Origin of the sequence: Phenylobacterium sp. (assembly GCF_036402295.1) — a bacterium.
GTDB lineage: Bacteria > Pseudomonadota > Alphaproteobacteria > Caulobacterales > Caulobacteraceae > Phenylobacterium.
On record NZ_DASWTE010000289.1, the window covers coordinates 1 to 17,413 of the forward strand.

General features: G+C 70.3%; 22 protein-coding genes. 17 read left to right on the forward strand and 5 right to left on the reverse strand.

What is annotated here, in order from left to right:
* Positions 1–492 (forward strand): nuclear transport factor 2 family protein (locus tag VGD44_RS17435; RefSeq protein ID WP_331089430.1); only part of this gene is annotated, 492 nt, incomplete at its 5' end.
* A gap of 16 nt (positions 493–508) precedes the next feature.
* Positions 509–1,813 (forward strand): ATP-dependent protease ATPase subunit HslU, encoded by a 1,305-nt coding sequence (gene hslU / locus VGD44_RS17440; RefSeq protein WP_331089432.1) that lies wholly within the window; start codon positions 509–511, stop codon positions 1,811–1,813.
* A gap of 143 nt (positions 1,814–1,956) precedes the next feature.
* On the opposite strand, the gene VGD44_RS17445 is transcribed toward hslU, so the two are convergent.
* On the reverse strand, positions 1,957–2,436 hold the full coding sequence (locus tag VGD44_RS17445; RefSeq protein ID WP_331089434.1) for a DUF2244 domain-containing protein: 480 nt from the start codon (positions 2,434–2,436) through the stop codon (positions 1,957–1,959).
* Between the two features lie 117 nt (positions 2,437–2,553).
* Here VGD44_RS17445 and VGD44_RS17450 point away from each other — a divergent pair, with 117 nt between their 5' ends.
* From VGD44_RS17450 to VGD44_RS17470, 5 genes are all read left to right on the forward strand, one after another.
* Positions 2,554–3,120, forward strand: a complete 567-nt coding sequence (locus VGD44_RS17450; protein WP_331089436.1) for a DJ-1/PfpI family protein — start codon at positions 2,554–2,556, stop codon at positions 3,118–3,120.
* A complete protein-coding gene (locus VGD44_RS17455) occupies positions 3,120–3,890 on the forward strand; it encodes an SDR family NAD(P)-dependent oxidoreductase (RefSeq protein ID WP_331089438.1) in 771 nt (256 codons plus the stop codon). The genes VGD44_RS17450 and VGD44_RS17455 overlap by 1 nt, the downstream gene beginning before the upstream one ends.
* Positions 3,891–4,087: 197 nt before the next feature.
* On the forward strand, positions 4,088–4,765 hold the full coding sequence (gene nth, locus VGD44_RS17460) for an endonuclease III (protein ID WP_331089440.1): 678 nt from the start codon (positions 4,088–4,090) through the stop codon (positions 4,763–4,765).
* Entirely contained in the window at positions 4,762–5,673 is a 912-nt protein-coding gene (gcvA, locus tag VGD44_RS17465) for a transcriptional regulator GcvA (RefSeq protein WP_331089442.1), read from the forward strand. The genes nth and gcvA overlap by 4 nt, the downstream gene beginning before the upstream one ends.
* A gap of 93 nt (positions 5,674–5,766) precedes the next feature.
* The gene (locus VGD44_RS17470; RefSeq protein WP_331089444.1) at positions 5,767–5,916 is read left to right on the forward strand and encodes a hypothetical protein; all 150 of its coding nucleotides are present in this window, start codon (positions 5,767–5,769) and stop codon (positions 5,914–5,916) included.
* A gap of 6 nt (positions 5,917–5,922) precedes the next feature.
* On the opposite strand, the gene VGD44_RS17475 is transcribed toward VGD44_RS17470, so the two are convergent.
* The 3 genes from VGD44_RS17475 to VGD44_RS17485 form a co-directional block, all read right to left on the reverse strand.
* Positions 5,923–7,086: a glutathionylspermidine synthase family protein gene (locus tag VGD44_RS17475; protein WP_331089446.1), complete on the reverse strand. Its 1,164-nt coding sequence runs from the start codon at positions 7,084–7,086 to the stop codon at positions 5,923–5,925.
* Positions 7,087–7,285: 199 nt separating this feature from the next.
* The gene (locus VGD44_RS17480; protein WP_331089448.1) at positions 7,286–8,050 is read right to left on the reverse strand and encodes a PspA/IM30 family protein; all 765 of its coding nucleotides are present in this window, start codon (positions 8,048–8,050) and stop codon (positions 7,286–7,288) included.
* A 13-nt stretch (positions 8,051–8,063) separates the two neighbouring features.
* A complete protein-coding gene (locus VGD44_RS17485; RefSeq protein WP_331089450.1) occupies positions 8,064–8,675 on the reverse strand; it encodes a YjfI family protein in 612 nt (203 codons plus the stop codon).
* A 126-nt stretch (positions 8,676–8,801) separates the two neighbouring features.
* Between VGD44_RS17485 and VGD44_RS17490 the strand changes: the two genes are divergently transcribed.
* From VGD44_RS17490 to VGD44_RS17535, 10 genes are all read left to right on the forward strand, one after another.
* Positions 8,802–9,446, forward strand: a complete 645-nt coding sequence (locus VGD44_RS17490) for a DUF2491 family protein (protein ID WP_331089452.1) — start codon at positions 8,802–8,804, stop codon at positions 9,444–9,446.
* Positions 9,447–9,483: 37 nt separating this feature from the next.
* Positions 9,484–9,903: a DUF350 domain-containing protein gene (locus VGD44_RS17495; protein ID WP_331089454.1), complete on the forward strand. Its 420-nt coding sequence runs from the start codon at positions 9,484–9,486 to the stop codon at positions 9,901–9,903.
* Between the two features lie 6 nt (positions 9,904–9,909).
* Positions 9,910–10,515, forward strand: a complete 606-nt coding sequence (locus VGD44_RS17500; RefSeq protein ID WP_331089456.1) for a DUF1190 domain-containing protein — start codon at positions 9,910–9,912, stop codon at positions 10,513–10,515.
* Positions 10,516–10,729: 214 nt separating this feature from the next.
* Positions 10,730–11,719, forward strand: a complete 990-nt coding sequence (locus VGD44_RS17505; protein WP_331089458.1) for an adenosine kinase — start codon at positions 10,730–10,732, stop codon at positions 11,717–11,719.
* A gap of 4 nt (positions 11,720–11,723) precedes the next feature.
* The gene (hisB, locus tag VGD44_RS17510) at positions 11,724–12,314 is read left to right on the forward strand and encodes an imidazoleglycerol-phosphate dehydratase HisB (protein ID WP_331089460.1); all 591 of its coding nucleotides are present in this window, start codon (positions 11,724–11,726) and stop codon (positions 12,312–12,314) included.
* A 10-nt stretch (positions 12,315–12,324) separates the two neighbouring features.
* Positions 12,325–12,960, forward strand: a complete 636-nt coding sequence (gene hisH, locus VGD44_RS17515) for an imidazole glycerol phosphate synthase subunit HisH (protein WP_331089462.1) — start codon at positions 12,325–12,327, stop codon at positions 12,958–12,960.
* Positions 12,957–13,679: a 1-(5-phosphoribosyl)-5-[(5-phosphoribosylamino)methylideneamino]imidazole-4-carboxamide isomerase gene (gene hisA, locus VGD44_RS17520; protein ID WP_331089465.1), complete on the forward strand. Its 723-nt coding sequence runs from the start codon at positions 12,957–12,959 to the stop codon at positions 13,677–13,679. Before hisH ends, hisA begins: the two co-directional genes overlap by 4 nt.
* Positions 13,676–14,452 (forward strand): imidazole glycerol phosphate synthase subunit HisF, encoded by a 777-nt coding sequence (gene hisF / locus VGD44_RS17525; protein ID WP_331089468.1) that lies wholly within the window; start codon positions 13,676–13,678, stop codon positions 14,450–14,452. Before hisA ends, hisF begins: the two co-directional genes overlap by 4 nt.
* Positions 14,449–14,772, forward strand: coding sequence for a phosphoribosyl-ATP diphosphatase (locus tag VGD44_RS17530; RefSeq protein ID WP_331089471.1), 324 nt, complete (start codon positions 14,449–14,451; stop codon positions 14,770–14,772). Before hisF ends, VGD44_RS17530 begins: the two co-directional genes overlap by 4 nt.
* Before the next feature lie 241 nt (positions 14,773–15,013).
* Positions 15,014–16,957, forward strand: a complete 1,944-nt coding sequence (locus VGD44_RS17535) for a pyrroloquinoline quinone-dependent dehydrogenase (protein WP_331089473.1) — start codon at positions 15,014–15,016, stop codon at positions 16,955–16,957.
* Positions 16,958–17,146: 189 nt separating this feature from the next.
* Here the strand turns inward: VGD44_RS17535 and VGD44_RS17540 are convergent.
* The coding region (locus VGD44_RS17540; protein ID WP_331089475.1) for a Smr/MutS family protein at positions 17,147–17,413 on the reverse strand (267 nt) is incomplete at its 5' end.

Below are 17,413 nucleotides of genomic sequence, written 5' to 3' on the forward strand. Positions count from 1 at the left end.
TACGACGGCGGCCCACCCAGCGACCAGACCGGCGCCGCGCCCAAGGACTCGCCCGTCGCCTACGCGAAGCTGTCGTCCCGCCGCGCCGGCTCGCCCGGCAAGGCGATGGCTGAGGTGACCGAGGCCGAGAAGACCCTGCACGCCGCGGCGAAAACCGATGTGAAGGCCGCCTTCCTGGCCGCCGTGGCCGAGGACGGCCGCGTCGCCGGCTCGCGGGCCAAGCCGACGACGAGCCGCGCCGAGATCGAGGCCGAGCTTGCCACGCGGGCCACGTCCATCGCCTTCGCCCCGCTGGGCGGCTCGGCATCGAACGCCGGCGACCTCGCCTGGACCTATGGCGCCGCGCAGTGGACCGCCCAGGACGGTTCGCCCCAGCGCGCGCACTACGTGCGCATCTGGCGCAACGACAAGGCCGGCTGGCGCCTGCTCTTCGACGAGCTGCTGCCCGCCCCGCCGCTCAAGGCCCCGCCTGTGGCGCCGCCCGCTTCGTGACTATCTAAGATCCCACATGACCGAATTTTCCCCCCGCGAGATCGTCTCCGAGCTCGACCGCTACATCGTCGGCCAGCACGAGGCGAAGAAGGCCGTCGCCGTGGCCCTGCGCAACCGCTGGCGCCGCCGCCGCGTGCCCGACGACCTGCGCGACGAGGTGACGCCCAAGAACATCCTGATGATCGGCCCCACCGGCGTCGGGAAGACCGAGATCGCGCGGCGCCTCGCCAAGCTGGCCCAGGCCCCGTTCCTGAAGGTCGAGGCCACCAAGTTCACCGAGGTGGGCTACGTCGGCCGCGACGTGGACCAGATCGTCCGCGACCTGGTCGAGAGCGCCATCGCCATGGTGCGCGAGAAGCGTAGAGCCGGCGTGCGCGCCCGCGCCGAGGCCGCGGCCGAGGAGCGGATCCTGGACGCCCTGACCGGCCCTGGCTCCACGGCCGCCCGCGAGAGCTTCCGCAAGAAGCTCCGCGCCGGCGAGCTGGATGACAAGGAGGTCGAGCTGCAGATGGCCGACACGGCCTCGCCGCTGGGCATGATGGACATCCCCGGCCAGCCCGGCGCCTCCATGGGCATGCTCAATCTGGGCGACATGCTGGGCAAGGCGTTCGGCGGCCGCACCAAGACCCACAAGACCACCGTCTCCGGAGCCTGGGCGCCGCTGATCGCCGAGGAGAGCGACAAGCTGGTGGACCAGGAGGCGCTCACCACCGAGGCCCTGTCGCTGGCCGAGAACGAGGGCATCGTCTTCCTGGACGAGATCGACAAGGTGGCCTCGAACCGCGAGCGCGTCGGCGCCGACGTCTCCCGCGAGGGCGTGCAGCGCGACCTCCTGCCGCTGATCGAGGGCACGACCGTCTCCACAAAGCACGGCCCGGTGAAGACCGACCACATCCTGTTCATCGCCTCGGGCGCGTTCCATGTGGCCAAGCCTTCGGACTTGCTCCCCGAGCTGCAGGGCCGCCTGCCGATCCGGGTGGAGCTGAAGGCGCTGAGCCGCGAGGACATGCGCCGCATCCTCATCGAGCCCGAGGCCAACCTGCCCCTGCAGCACAGGGCGCTGCTGGCCACCGAGGGCGTGACGATCCGCTTCACCGAGGACGCCTACGACGCGCTCGCCGACGCCGCCGTGGCGGTGAACGGCTCGGTCGAGAACATCGGCGCGCGCCGCCTGCAGACCGTGCTCGAAAAGGTGATGGAGGAGATCAGCTTCACCGCCGCCGACCGCACCGGCGAAACCATCATCATCGACGCCGCCTACGTGCAGAGCCGCGTCGGCGAGCTGTCGATGAACGCGGACCTGTCCAAGTTCATCCTGTGATTTCCCTCTCTTGATGGGGAGGGACAGGCCGCGCGAGCGGCCAGGGTGAGGGAGTGTGGGCCAGAGCTCAGAGGGCGGGGAGGATCGACACCTCCTCACCCCGCTCGCTTCGCGAGCCGTCCCTCCCCATCAAGGGAGGGAAATCACTCCCGATGCCGCCGCGCCTTCCAGATCGCCTCTTCCAGCGCCTTGGCGAACTCGCCGCGCTCGCCGGGGCTCAGCGCCGCGGCCACGGGCGTCTCCTTGCCCGAGAGCGCGAGGCGCAGCGCCATGACGCGGTCCTCCTCGTCCTTCTCCACGGTGATGCGGGTGAAGGCGGTGGGACTTTCCCAGACGATGCGGCTGTCCTTCGGGCTCTCGTAGGTGACGCGCACCTCGCCCGCGCTCACCTGGATGCGCTCGATCACGCGGCCCGACCGGAAGCTCACGATGAACGCCACGACGATGGCCAGCAGGTCGATGCCCAGGAACGGCAGCACCCAGTGGGCGCCCAGCTTCACGAACACGGCCGCCGAGGCCACATTCGCCGCGGTGATCACCGAGATCAGTATGATGAACCCACGCTCCGAGAGCGAGCGGTTCGGCCGGATCTCCGCGTCCATATAGAGCGCCGCTTCCGTCATGGGCGCGGACGATAGAACCGCAGGCCGCGGGAAGTCCACAGGCTGAGAACTGGCTCTCCGCGAAAGCGCGCCGCCGCCCCACATCGCAGGCCCGATGCTGACCGATGGAGGCCGCGCATGAAGATCGCGATGGTGGCGTTCGAGGGGTTCACCGACGTGGACCTGTTCCTGCCCTGGGACCTGTTCTACCGCGTGAAGGACGCGACCTACGCGGCCTACGGCGGCGAGTGGACGGTGCGCATCTGCGCCGACGCCGGCCGCATCCGCTCGTATTCGGGCCTCGCCATCGACCGCCACGAGCCGCTGGAGTGGGCCAACGACGCCGACGCCGTCTTCATCGTCAGCGGCCCGGGCAGCCGCACCAAGATCAAGGACCCGGCCTTCCTGGGCGCGCTCCGCCTCGACCCCTCGCGCCAGCTGGTGGCCGCCATCGACTCCGGCGCGCTGATCCTGGCGAAGCTCGGCCTGCTGGACGGCCTCAGCGCAACCACCTATCCCAGCGTCTTCGCCGAGCTCGAGGCCATGGGCGTCAAGACCGAGCGGCGGCCCTTCGTGGTGCACGGCAACCTCGCCACCGGCGGCGGCTGCCTGGCCACCCAGGACCTCGCCGGCTGGATCGTCGAACGGCTGATCGGACGCGAGGCGGCGATGGCGATCGTGGATTCGGTAGCGAAGGTGGAGTGATGGCGGAGACTTGGGGCGAGGGCCGTATCGCGCTGGTGACGGGCGCCACGTCCGGCTTCGGCGAGGCGATGGCGCGCAGGCTGCTGGCGGCGGGCGCCAGGGTGATCGCCACCGGCCGCCGCGCCGGGCGGCTGGAGGCGTTGGCCAAGGAGCTCGCCACCGACCGCCTGCTGACCCGCCAGCTCGACGTGACCGACGAGGCCTCGATCGCAGCCCTGCTGCCCAGCCTGCCGGCGGACTTCGCGGCCATCGACATCCTCTATAACAACGCCGGCTTGGCGCTGGGCCTCGGCAAGGCGCACGAGGCCTCGCTCAGCGACTGGGAGACCATGATCGCCACCAACGTCACCGGCCTGGTGCGGATCACCCGCGCCGTGCTGCCGGGCATGGTGGCGCGCAACCGCGGCGACGTGCTGAACATCTCGTCGGTGGCCGCCAGCTACCCCTATCCGGGCGGCAACGTGTACGGCGCGACCAAGGCCTTCGTGCGCCAGTTCTCGCTGAACCTGCGCTCGGACCTCTTGGGCACGAAGGTGCGCGTCACCTCCATCGAGCCCGGCATGGCCGAGACCGAGTTCTCGGTTGTCCGCTTCGCCGGCGACGCCGAGAAGGCGGCGGGCGTCTACAAGGGCGTCCACGCCATGAGCGCCGACGACATCGCCCTCGTCTGCGAGAGCGTCCTGAAGCTGCCCGCCCACATCAACGTCAACACCCTGGAGCTGATGCCGGTGCAGCAGGCGTTCGGGCCGTTCGCGGTGGATCGGGGGTAACCACCCCCAACGGTGTCATCCCGGTTTGGACGCAGCCCAAGACCGGGACCCAACCAGCCGCACCTCCGACGCTGCCGGGTTCCATCCGCGCTGGAGCCAGCAACGCGAGCTGAGAGCATCGGGGCGGGTTGGGTCCCGGTCTTCGCTTCGCGAAACCGGGATGACACTTGTGGTGGGCTCAGGGCACCTTCCGCCCCATGGCCAAGCCCGCCCTCAAGCGCAAGAAGCTCAAGCCCGCCGAGGCGGCCCGGATCGCCGAGCTGTTCGCGCGGTTCGAGAGCCAGGAGTCCGACCCGCGCACCGAGCTCGACTACGACAGCCCCTATACCCTGGTGGTCGCCGTGGCTCTGTCGGCCCAGGCCACCGACGTCTCGGTCAACAAGGCCACGGACAAGCTCTTCCAGGTCGCCGACACGCCGCAGAAGATGCTGGCGCTGGGCGAGGGGGGCCTGAAGCCGTTCATCTCCTCCATCGGCCTCTACAACATGAAGGCCAAGAACGTGATCCGGATGGCGGAGATCCTGATCGAGCAGTACGGCGGTGAGGTGCCGCTGGAGCGCGAGAAGCTGCAGGCTCTGCCGGGCGTGGGCCGCAAGACCGCCTCCGTCGTCCTGAACGAGCTGCGCATCGAGCCCGCCATCGCCGTCGACACCCACGTCTTCCGCGTCAGCCACCGCCTGGGCCTGTCGACCGGCAAGACGCCCGACAAGGTCGAGCAGGACCTGATGGCCGTCGTCCCGGAGCCCGCCCTGACCCGCGCCCACCACTGGCTGATCCTGCACGGCCGCTACACCTGCGTGGCCCGCAGGCCGAAGTGCCCCGAGTGCCCGGTGGCCGACCTCTGCCCGTCGCGCCACCTGTTCGTGGCGTCATGAGCGGCCGGCGGCTCCCGCTCTCGGGCCTGCGCGTCTTCGAGGCGGCCGCGCGGCACGAGAGCTTCCTGGAGGCCGCCGAGGAGCTGGCCATCACCCCCGGCGCGGTCAGCCGCCAGATCAAGGCCCTGGAGACCGAGCTCTCCGTTCGTCTGTTCGAGCGCTTCAACCGGGCCGTGAAGCTGACCGACACCGGCCGGCGCCTGGCGACCGGCGTGCGCCAGGGGCTCAGCCGCATCGAGGAGGCCGTCGCCGAGGTCCGCGGGGCGCGCCCGGGTCCGCTGGCGGTCACCGCCATGCATTCCTTCGCCGCCCGCTGGCTGGTGCCGCGCCTCCACCTGTTCAACGAACGCCATCCCGACATCCAGGTGCTGATCGCCGCGTCAGACACCGCCGTCGACCTGGCGCGCGATCCCTACGACCTGGCGATCCGTTTCGGGCGCGGGCCGTTTCCGGGGTTCGCGGCCCAGAAGCTGATCTCACTGTTCCTGTTCCCCGTCTGCAGCCCGCGCCTGCTGGAACGGACGCCGCTGCGAACCCCGCACGACCTCGCCAAGGCGCCGCTGCTCGCCGACGTCTACCTGGCCCAGGCCGAGCCGGACTGGGGCCACTGGCTGGCGCTCGCGGGCGCGCCGGAGGTGGACTGGCGCTCCGGGCAGCAGTTCTCCAACGTCTATCTGGCCATCGAGGCGGCGCTCGCGGGACGCGGCGTGGCCCTTGGGGAGGCGGCCCTGGTGCAGGACGAACTGGCGTCCGGCCGACTGGTGAAGCCCTTCGATATCGAGCTCCAGAGCTCCTACAGCCAGTGGATCATCACCCTGCCGGAAAAGGCGGACCGGCCCGACATCCGCCGATTCCGCAACTGGCTGATCGCCCAGGCGGACTCCGAGGGGCTGCGTCGTCTCGAGTGAGCTCAGCTCACCTGAACGGCCGCCTTCTCCTTTGTCGGACGGCGTTCGATGACCTTTATTGCGGTCAATCGAACCCCGCCGATGGAGGCTCTCATGACCACCGATTGCATCACCCACTTCGTCGAAGACGCGCCGCAGGCCGCCGAAAGCGGCCGCGACCTGATCGCCAGCTTCATCACCGCGGCCGCGGTCGTCCTGCTGCTGCCGGGCGCCGCGCTCTTCATGGCGACGCTGGGTGCGTGAGCGCTGCTAGCCGACGATGGCGTGCGGCACGAAGCGTGACAGGTTCTTGGTGACCCGGCTCTTGTCCTCGCGGATGCCCACGCCGGCCGGCTCGTCGCCGACGATCCAGGCCCCCACCACCGGATAGTTCCCGTCGAACGGCGTCAGCGCGTGCAGCGCCTGGCGGATGTGGCCCTCCTCGCCGTAGCCCTGGTCCAGCACCGGGGCGCGGCGGCCCGCGTCGACCAGCTCGATGTTGGCCCCCTCGCGGCTGAACAGCGGCTTGCGCACATAGGACTTGCCCAGCTCCGCCGCGCGCGGGTCGCTCTCGAAGAAGGCCGGCAGCAGGTTCGGGTGGCCCGCGTGCCGCTCCCAGAGCAGTGGCAGCATCCCCTTGTTGGAGAGGATCGCCTTCCAGGCCGGCTCCAGGAAGCGGGTCCGCGAGCCGGCGATCTTGCCGGCGTAGTCCTCGCGGAACATCTCCTCCCACGGGTAGAGCTTGAAGATCGCCTGGACGATGTAGTTGTCCTCGTCGACGAAGCGGCCGTCGGCGTCCAGGCCGATGCCCTCGATCGGCACGAACTTGGGCTCCAGCCCCGCCTGGGCCGCGATGTCCTCCAGGTACTTCACCGTCTGCCGGTCCTCGACCGAGTCCGGATCGCTGGCGAAGTGCACGAAGCCGCCGCCGGGGAAGATCGCCCGGAAGCGGGCCTCCAGCTTCTCGTGCAGGCTGTTGAACTGATCGGCGTCGGCCGGCAGCGCGCCCGCGGCGATCATGTCCTCCAGCCAGATCCACTGGAAAGTGCCGGTCTCGTAGATGCTGGTCGGCGTGTCGGCGTTGTACTCGTACAGCTTCGCCGGACCGGTCCCGTCGTAGGCGAAGTCGAAGCGGCCGTAGAGCGACGGCTGCTTCATGATCCAGCTGTCGGCCACGTCGTCGCGCGAGCCCGCGGGAATGGCCAGCTTGCCCATCAGCTCCTCGCTGCGGACCACCTCGTCGACCAGCGAAAGGCACATCTGGTGCAGCTCGCGCGCCGGCTCCTCGATGCCGTCCTCGATCTCCGCGAGGGTGAAGGCGTAGTAGGCGCGCTCGTCCCAGTACCGGGCGCCGTCCAGGTGACGCCAGGTGAACCCGAGCGCCTCGGCCTTCTCATCCCAGCCGGGGCGCTCGGCCGTCTTGATGCGTTCCATGTCTTACCTCCCCCGCGCAGCGGCGGGAGGGGGACCGCCCGCCGAAGAGCGGGTGGTGGAGGGGGCGAGCCCCATCCACCGTGTTGGATACGGCGGATCATTCCGCCCAGCTTGAAGCTCGCCCCCTCCACCAGCCGCTCTTCGCTACGCTCGGCGACTGGTCCCCCTCCCGCCGCTGCGCGCGGGAGGCAGGGGGGCGTTACGCCTCGTCCTTCCGCTCGACCGGCACCGGTTGGGCCTCGATCTGCAGGCGCGGGGCCTCCAGTTGCAGCGCCTCTTCCTTCGGCGCCTTCAGGCGGGCCAGCACGTCGCTGGCCGAGGTGTGGCCGGGCAGGATGCCGGCGGCGGCCAGCTTGGCGTCGAGGTCGGCGCCGGTGCGGCGGTCCTCCAGCTCGCCGGCGGCCCGGAACTTCTCGTCCTGGACGGCCTGGCGCTCCTTGATGCGCTTGAGGCTGTCGGCGGCCGAACCGAGGGCGGCCGTGGCGCTGCCGCCGCGGCTGGCGACGGCGGCCTGGGCGCGCTGCACCGAGTCGTTGACCTTCACCACGTCGATCTCGCGGCGCAGGTTCTCCACCTTCTGCTGGGTCTGGGCGATGGTCTGGTGCATGCGCTCCTCGGCGGACCGCATGTCGCCGAGCTGCGGGGTCTTGAGCGCGATCTCGCCTTCCAGCTCGGCGATCCGCGTCGCCACTTCCGTGGCCAGGGCCTCGTCGCCCTTCGACAGCGCCGCGCGAGCCGAGCCCTCATAGCGGACCGACTGGTCCCTGAGGTTCTGCAGCTCCTTCTCCGTCATCCGCCGCTTGGCGACCAGGGTCGCCAGGTCGTCGCGGGCGCGGGCCAGCGCGTTGTCGGCGTCACGGATCTCCTGGTCCAGGATGCGCAGCGCATTGGCGTCCACCACAGCCGCGCCGGCCTCATGCGCCGTACCGCGGAAGAGGGTGATCAGCTTCGAGAACATCGACATCTTGTCATCCCCCTCAGGCGGCCGTGGCGAAGTTTTCGCGGAGGTCCTCAGCGGCGCGGATGGCGTTCTCGGCCAGCATGCGCAGCTCGATGATCACCGTCTGCAGCGTGGTCTTGCACGAAAGCTCGCCGAAGATTTCATAGTAGTCCCGGCCGGCCACGGTGGTGATGCCGAAGTTCGACAGCGGCACCAGCTTCTGGGCCTTCAGGAGGAAGACGTTGAATGCCGCCTGCTCCTTCTGCTCGTCGACGGGCCACATCAGCGCGCTCACGACGATTTGCTCCGAGCCCACCGACAGGAAGATCGGCAGGTCCCCGAACTCGTGCATGGTGATCTGGAGCACGGCGTCCGCTCCCTCCAGCACACGCGTGGTCAGTTCTCCGTCGCGCAGCAGGCGGGTTTCGGTGAGCGCTTGGGAAAGACTCTTCACCGACCAGTCGGTGTCGATGACATGGTCCATAGCCAGGGGTCCCTGCGGAGGGTCGGGGTTCTTCAGCAGCGCCGGTCCGCGGCTCGACGCTGTGACGATGGCTCGTGCGGCGGCCTGGATGTCGACCTTGGCGGCCGGCGGCACCCAGAGCTCGAGCTTCACGAGGCCCAGCCGCTGGCGCTCTTCGCGCCACAACCGGGTCCGTTCCGCAGGGCTCAGGCCTGCCTTATCCTTCGGACGTCGCATTCGTGGTATGCATACGCGTACGTTTGACAAGGCGCAAGATGGGACTATGCTCCACACCTAACAAGGGTTGATGACGTGATTTTTCGCGGGCTCTTCGGCGGGCGCAAGGACGATGACGCGGAACCGGCGATTCCGGTGGTCCGCAACGTCACCATCGGCCGCTCGGTGCGGCTGGATCCGCTGGCCTGGCGGCGGCTGGGTTCGGACGCGGTCTTCGAGATGGACACCGACACCCTCGCGATCGTGGCCCAGGGCTCCATCGACCTCGGGGCCGACGGATGGGTCCACCGGTTCTACACCGAAGACGACCTGATGCTGCAGATGGTGAGCCCCGACGAGGCCGGCCAGCAAGCCGAGGACTTCACCCTCTTCCGGCCCTTTTCATCGGCCTACCCGCCCGACGGCCGCGCGCGCCGCGAGTGGGCCGACCGGCTGCGCGCACCGAGCTTCACCCAGGACGACCTGCCCATCTACCGGCGCTTCTGGTTCGGCGACACCGACGCGCGCCAGGATCCCGTCAGCTTCTGGGAGAGCGTCTACGACGACCGCTCGGGCCGCAACGCCCGGCGGATCTACCAGACCTGCATGCTGTTCGCCCGCGACCTGCCGGGCGAGGGGCGCGAGCTGCTGCTCGCCATCGAGATGGAGCCGCAGGGCGGCGACCTGACCCACGAGATCATGGTGGGCATTCCGCTCGACATCGGGGAATTCGAAGCTTGAGGGCGCAACACGGGCGTCCGCAACGAAAGGGGCTGTGATGGTTGTCTTTGATCCGTATGCGTTCGGGTCCGGCGCGCTCAGCTTCGCGCTGGCGTTTATCGCCGCCGGAGGCTTCACGCTGATCTTCAAGGCGGTCTACCGCTGGATCACGCCGCACGACGAGGGCGCCCTGATCCGCGCCGGCAATTCGGCGGCGGCCGTCGCGCTGGGCGGCGCGCTGCTGGGCTATGTGATCCCGCTGGCCTCGGCGCTGACCCAGACCCACTCGCTGCCCGAATTCGTGGCCTGGGCGCTGCTGGCCGGCGTCATCCAGGTGGTCACCTTCTGGCTGGTGCGCCGCATCGCGCTGCCGGACGTCTCCGCCCGCATCGAGCGCGGCGAGATGTCGACGGCCCTCTACCTGCTCTCCATTTCCCTGGCGGTGGGCATACTGAACGCCGCCTGCATGACGGCTTAGACGCCCATGAAACGCTCACGCAGACTTTCGCTCACCACCCTTATGGCCGCCGGCGGCGTGTCGCTGACGGCCTGCGGCGACAATCCTGCCGACAACGTGCGGATCGAGAACCCCGGCAAGTCGGTCGACGCCTGGGCCTACCAGTCCCTGCAGGAGTGCAAGGACAAGAACGAAGTGCCGGACGACGCCTGCGACAAGGCGCAGAAGGCCGCGCTCGAGGACGAGACGAAGGGCCCGAAGTACGACGCCCAGACCACCTGCGAGGACGTCTACGGCCCCGGCCAGTGCGTGCCGCGCAGCCAGGCCGGCGGCGGCTCGTTCTGGGGCCCGCTGGTCACCGGCTTCGTGGTCGGCCAGATGCTGGACGGCGGCTGGGGCGGCCGCGGCATGTACCGCGACTACCGTGACGGCGGCTTCTACACGACGTCGGGCGGCCGGGTCTGGACCGACTACTCCTCGGGCCGCACCCGCATCGGCAGCCGCGGCTTCGACCCGCCGGACGCCTTCAACACCCCGCAGAAGGTGCAGACCCGCTCGTCGATCATCTCGAGAGGCGGCTTCGGCGGCCGCATGTCGGCGCGGAGTTCGAGCGGCAGCCGCTGGGGCGGGTAGCTTCCCTCCCTTGATGGGGAGGGACAGGCCGCGCCAGCGGCCAGGGTGAGGGAGTGTGGGCCGGAGTGCTGAGGGCGGGGAGGATCGACACCTCCTCACCCTGCTCGCCTTCGGCGAGCTGCCCCTCCCCATCAAGGGAGGTTGCAGTAGCGCCACCGCCCCTTTCCCTGTAAGCCCCGCCCCCGACCTCGGCCCACACGGAATTCCGCCAGCAATGCCAGACCTCTACGACGTCGCCGCGATCGGCAACGCCATCGTCGACGTGATTGCGCCGTGCACCGACGCCTTCCTGGGCGAGAACGGGCTGACCAAGGGCGCGATGATGCTGGTCGATCCGAAGGCCAGCGCCGCGCTCTATTCGAAGATGCAGCAGGCGGTGGAGGCGTCGGGCGGCTCGGCGGCCAACACCATCGCGGGCCTGGCCAGCTTCGGCGGCAAGGGCGCCTTCATGGGCAAGGTCGCCGACGACCAGCTGGGCCGCATCTTCGCCCACGACATGCGCGCCATCGGCGCCCGCTTCGAGAACCAGCCCCTTGTGGGCGGGCCGGCCACCGCCGTCTCGATGATCAACGTCACGCCCGACGCCCAGCGCACCATGTGCACCTTCCTCGGCGCCTCGGTGGAGTTCACCGACGACGACGTGGACCAGGAGACCGTCGAGGCCTCCAAGATCGTCTACCTCGAGGGCTACCTGTTCGACGCCGAAGCCGCCCGCCGCGCCTTCGCCAAGGCCGCAGGCCTGGCGCACGGATCGGGCCGGATGATCGCGCTGACCCTCTCGGACAGCTTCGTGGTCGAGCGTCACCGCGCTGCTCTGCTGGGCTTCATCGAGGGCCAGGTCGACCTGCTGTTCGCCAACGAGGCCGAGCTGAAGTCGCTGTTCCAGACCGACGACTTCGACGCGGCGCTGGAGGCGCTGCGGCCGCGCGTGAAGATCGCCGCCGTCACGCGCAGCGAGAAGGGCTCGGTCATCATCGACCACGGCGAACGGCTGACGGTCGCCGTGGAACCCGTAGAAAAAGTCGTGGACTCGACGGGCGCGGGCGACCAATACGCGGCCGGGTTCATGTTCGGGCTCTCGCGGGGACGGCCGCTGCAGCAATGCGGCAAGCTGGCCAGCCTGGCGGCCGCCGAGGTGATCTCGCACTACGGCCCGCGTCCCGCGGTGTCGCTGAAGGAACTGGCCGAGTCGAAGGGATACTGACGCGATGAGCCGGAAGGCCGAAGTCGTCCGCAACACCAAGGAGACCCAGATCCGCGTGGCCGTGGACCTGGACGGGACCGGCGTGGCCAAGGTCACCACCGGGATCGGCTTCTTCGACCACATGCTGGACAGCTTCGCGCGCCACGGCGGCATCGACATCGAGGTCGAGACCAAGGGCGACCTGCACATCGACATGCACCACACGGTGGAAGACACCGGCATCGTGCTGGGCCAGGCGATCAAGGAAGCGCTCGACGGGTTCAAGGGCGTCCGCCGCTTCGGCCACGCCTACATCCCGATGGACGAGACGCTCTCCCGCTGCGCCATCGACCTGTCGAACCGGCCCTACCTGATCTGGAACGTCGGGTTCAGGACGCCCAAGGTCGGCGACATGGACACCGAGCTCTTCAAGGAGTTCCACCACGCGTTCGCCATGAACCTGGGCGCGTGCGTGCACCTCGACCTGCTGCGCGGGACCAACAGCCACCACATCGCCGAGAGCGGCTTCAAGGCGCTGGCCCGCGCCCTGCGCCACGCCGTCGAGCTCGACCCCAAAACCCACGGCCACGCCCCCTCCACCAAGGGCGTGCTGTAAGGACCCTCCCATGCAGCGAGTCGCCCTGATCGACTACGGGTCGGGCAACCTGCGCTCGGCCGAAAAGGCCCTCGTCCGCGCCGCGGCCGGGACCGCCGACATCGTCGTGACCAACGATCCCGAGACGGTCCGCAAGGCCGACCGCATCGTGCTGCCCGGCGTCGGCGCTTTCGCCGCCTGCATGACCGCCCTGGCCGAGCGCACCGGCGTGATCGAGGCGATGAACGAGGCCGTGACCGCCCGCGGCGCGCCGTTCCTCGGGATCTGTGTCGGCATGCAGCTGATGGCCACCCGCGGCCTGGAGTTCGGCGTCACGCCGGGCCTGGGCTGGATCGAGGCCGACGTGCGGAAGATCGCCCCCACCGATCCCGCCCTGAAGGTCCCGCACATGGGCTGGAACAACCTGGAGGGCGTCACCGACCTGCCGGTGCTGGCCGGCCTGAAGTCGGGCGCGCCCGTCTACTTCACCCACTCGTTCGCCATGTTCCCGCAAGACTCCGCCGACGTGGCGGCCTATGTGGACCACGGCGGGCGTTTCCCCGCGGCCGTGGCCCGCGACAACCTCGCCGGGGTGCAATTCCACCCCGAGAAATCGCAAGCGGCCGGTCTTCAGCTCCTGGCCGACTTCCTGGAGTGGAAGCCTTGATCCTCTACCCGGCGATCGATCTGAAGGACGGCCAGTGCGTGCGCGTCCTGCACGGCGATCTCTCCACGGCTACCGTGTTCAACACAGACCCCGGCGCCCAGGCCCGTGCGTTCGTCGAGGCGGGCTTCCACTGGATCCACGTGGTCGACCTGAACGGCGCCGTGCAGGGCAAGGCGATCAACGCCGACGCCGTCGAGCGCATCCTGTCGGCCGTCTCGGTGCCGGTGCAGCTGGGCGGTGGTATCCGCACGCTCGCCGACATCGAGCGCTGGATCGAGGCCGGCGTCAGTCGCGTGATCCTGGGCACCGTGGCGGTCAAGGATCCGGCCGTGGTGCTGGAAGCGGCCCGCCGCTTCCCCGAGCAGATCGCCGTGAGCGTCGACGTGCGCGCCGGCAAGGTCGCGGTCGAAGGCTGGACGGCCGACAGCGACCTCGACGCCATCACCGTGGCGAAGCGCTTCGAGGACGCCGGCGTCGCCGCCCTCATCGTCACCGACATCGACCGCGACGGCACCGTCATGGGCTTCAACGTCGAGGCCTTCGGCGCCATGGCCGACGCGGTCTCCATCCCGGTCATCGCCGCGGGCGGCCTCGCCAGCGTGGACGACATTTCCAAGCTGAAGGCGCGCAAGGGCGTGCCGGTGGCCGGCGCCGTCCTGGGCCGCGCGCTCTACAACGGCGCGATCGACCCGGCGCAGGCCCTGGAGATCGCGGCGTGAGTTTGAAGGTGCGCCTCATACCCTGCCTGGACGTCAAGGACGGCCGGGTGGTGAAGGGCGTGCAGTTCGTGAACCTGGTGGACGCCGGCGACCCCGTGGAACAGGCCCAGGCCTATGACGCGGCCGGCGCCGACGAGCTGATGTTCCTCGACATCACCGCCAGCCACGAGAACCGCGGCATCCTCCTGGACGTCGTGCGCCGCACGGCCGAGGTCTGCTTCATGCCGCTCAGCGTCGGCGGCGGGGTCCGCGGCGTCGAGGACGGGCGGCGCCTGCTGCTGGCCGGGGCCGACAAGATCTCGATCATGACCGCCGCCGTGGCCGACCGCGACGTGGTCAGCCGCTGCGCCGACGCCTTCGGCAGCCAGGCTGTGGTGGTCTCGGTGGACGCCAAGCGGACCGGCGACGGGCGCTGGGAAGTCTTCACCCACGGCGGCCGCAATCCCACCGGCCTGGACGCCATCGACTACGCCGCCGAGGTGGTGGCCAAGGGCGCCGGCGAGATCCTGCTCACCTCCATGGACCGCGACGGCGCCAAGACCGGCTACGATCTGGAGCTGGTCCGGCGCGTCAGCGCGGCGGTCTCGGTGCCGGTTATCGCGTCGGGCGGCGCGGGCAATACCCAGCACCTGGTCGACGGCGTGAAGGCCGGGGCCGACGCGGTCCTGGCCGCCAGCATCTTCCACTTCGGCGAGGTCTCCATCGGCGAGGCCAAGGCCGCCATGGCCGCCGCCGCAATCCCAGTCCGCCTCACCGAGAAGGCCGCAGCATGAGCCGCTTCACCGACGTCCTCGGCCGGCTGGCCGACACCATCGAGAGCCGCCGCGACGGCGACACCTCGACGTCCTACACGGCCCAGCTCCTGGCCGACATCGACCGCGCCGCCAAGAAGATGGGCGAGGAAGCCGTCGAGACGGTGATCGCCGCCGCCCAGGGCGACCGCGACGGCCTGACCGCCGAGAGCGCCGACCTGATCTACCACTGGCTCGTCGTAATCGCCGCCGCCGGCGTCAGCCTCGACGAAGTCGCCGAAAAGCTCGAACAGCGCGAGGGCATGTCAGGCCTCGCCGAGAAGGCCGCGCGGAAGGCCTAGTTCCTACCCCGCAGGGGGAGGGGGATCGCGAAGCGGTGGCGGGGGCTTCCGCCGTAGGGTCACCGTTGAGGAAGCCCCTCCGTCGCCTTCGGCGACACCTCCCCCTTTGGGGGAGGACTTTTCTCCGCTCGTCCCTGCCCCTCCACCGCTCGTCCCAGGGACGGATTCCGCGCCTTCACCGTTCGCCCCAGCGGGTCAGCCGTTCAGCCCCTGGCCCCTTCCCACCGCGGGGCGTGGGATGATGATCGCCGCCATGACCCAGCGCCTGCTCCTCGCCTCCGCCGCCGCCCTCGCGCTTTCGGCCTGCGCCCCGGACGTTCCCAAGCCCGCGCCCGCGCCGGACGCGGATTGGGCCCACTACGGCGGCGACGCCGGCGGCCAGCGCTTCTCGCCCGCCGCCCAGATCACCCCCGCCAACGTCCGCGGCCTGAAGGTCGCCTGGACCGTCTCCACCGGCGAGCTCACCGCCCACCCCGACGCCAGCGACCGCGCCGCGTTCGAGGCGACGCCGATCCTGGCCGGCGGCCGGCTGATGGTCTGCACGCCGTTCAACAAGGTCAGCGCCCACGACCCGGCGACCGGCCAGCAGCTCTGGGCCTTCGACGCCAGGATCGACGACAGGCTGCACTACCCGAACTCGTACAACTGCCGTGGCGTCGCCTACTGGCGCGACCCCGCCGCACCTGCCAACGCGCCCTGCGCCGAGCGGGTCTTCATGGCCACGAACGATCGCCGCCTGTTCGCGCTGGACGCCGCCACCGGCAAGGCCTGCCCCAGCTTCGGCCAGGGCGGCCAGGTGAACGCCATGCCCGGCATCAAGATCGGCCGGCCCGGCGGCGCGCAGATCACCTCGGCCCCCGTCGTCGTGGGCGGCGTGGTGATCACCGGCTCGTCCATCGACGACAACCAGCGGGTCCAGGAAGCCTCGGGCGCGGTGCACGCCTTCGACGCGGTCACGGGCGCCCTGCGCTGGACCTACGATCCGCTGGCCGCCGCCCAGCCCGCCGTCGACGCCGGCGCCGCCAACGTCTGGGCCCCGATCTCCGCCGACCTCGAGCGCGGCCTGGTCTTCCTGCCCACCTCCAGCCCCAGCCCCGACTTCTACGGCGCCGCGCGCCCGGGCAACGCCGGCCACGCCAACTCGGTGGTCGCCGTGCACGCCGCCACGGGCCAGGTGGCCTGGGCCTTCCAGACCGTGCACCACGACGTCTGGGACTACGACGTCCCGGCCCAGCCGACGCTCGGGATGGTGAGCTACAAGGGCGCCCCGCCGCGCCCGGCGGTGATCCAGACCACCAAGCAGGGCCTGCTCTTCACCCTCGACCGCGAGACCGGCCAGCCGATCATCCCCGTCGTCGAGCGGCCCGTGCCGCAGGGTGGCGCGCTGGGCGAGACGCTGTCGCCGACCCAGCCGTTCCCCGTCGCCCCCGAGGCGCTCGCACCCAGCCGCATCACGCCCGACGACGCCTTCGGCCTGACGCCCTGGGACAAGGACGCCTGCAGGAAGCTGCTCGCCGGCGCCCGCGCCGAGGGGCTCTACACCCCGCCCGTCACCGGCGGCGGCACGATCATGTACCCCTTCACAGGCGGCGGCTCGAACTGGGGCGGCATCGCCTACGACGCCAGGAACGGCGTGGCCTTCGTCAACACCAGCTCGGCGGTCCACCGCATCACCCTGATCCCCAAGGACCGCGTGAAGGCCGAGCGGGACGCCAACCCCGACGTCGAGATCAGCCCGCAGACCGGCGTCGCCTACGGCATGCGCCGCGAGGTGCTGCTGTCGCCGATCGGCCTGCCCTGCAATCCGCCGCCGTGGGGCACGCTGTCGGCCGTGAGCCTGAAGGACGGCCGCACCCTCTGGCGCGTGCCCCTGGGCACGACGCGCGACCTCGCGCCGGGCACGCATCTGCTCATGCGCGGCGTCGGCACGCCCAACTTCGGCGGCCCGATCGTCACGGGCAGCGGCCTGGTCTTCATCGGCGCGGCCATGGACAACTACCTGCGCGCCTTCGATGCGGCGTCCGGCAAGGAGCTCTGGAAGGGCCGCCTGCCGGCCGGCGGCCAGGCCACGCCCATGACCTACGTCTGGAAGGGCCGCCAGTACGTCGTCATCGCCGCCGGCGGCCACGCCAAGAGCGACACCAAGCGCGGCGACAAGCTGGTGGCGTTTGCATTGCCGCAATAGCGCGCCGCCCCACCAACGCGTGTCATCCCGGTTTCGCCGTCAGGCGAAGACCGGGACCCAACCTGCGCGTGCTCCGCGTCTGCCCAGACGGCACGCGCGTTGGTGGAAGTCTGGCACGACTGAGCACCGGCGGGTTAGGTCCCGGTTTTGGGCTGCGCCCAAACCGGGATGACACCGATGGGGGAGCGCCTACCCCCGCGGCTTCCGTTTCAGCGCCACGTAGAGCGCGCCCTCGCCGCCGTGCCGGCGGGCCGCCTCGGAGATGCCGGCGACGATGTGGCTGAGGTGCGGGGCGCCCAGCCAGTCGGGGACGCGCTTCTTCAGCACCCCGTCGCCCTGCACGCCCTTGCCGGTGATCACCAGCACCGCGCGCCAACCCTCGCCGAACGCGCGGCCCAGGAACGCCTCCAGCGCCGCGCGCGCCCGGTCCTGGGTCAGGCCGTGCAGGTCGATGCG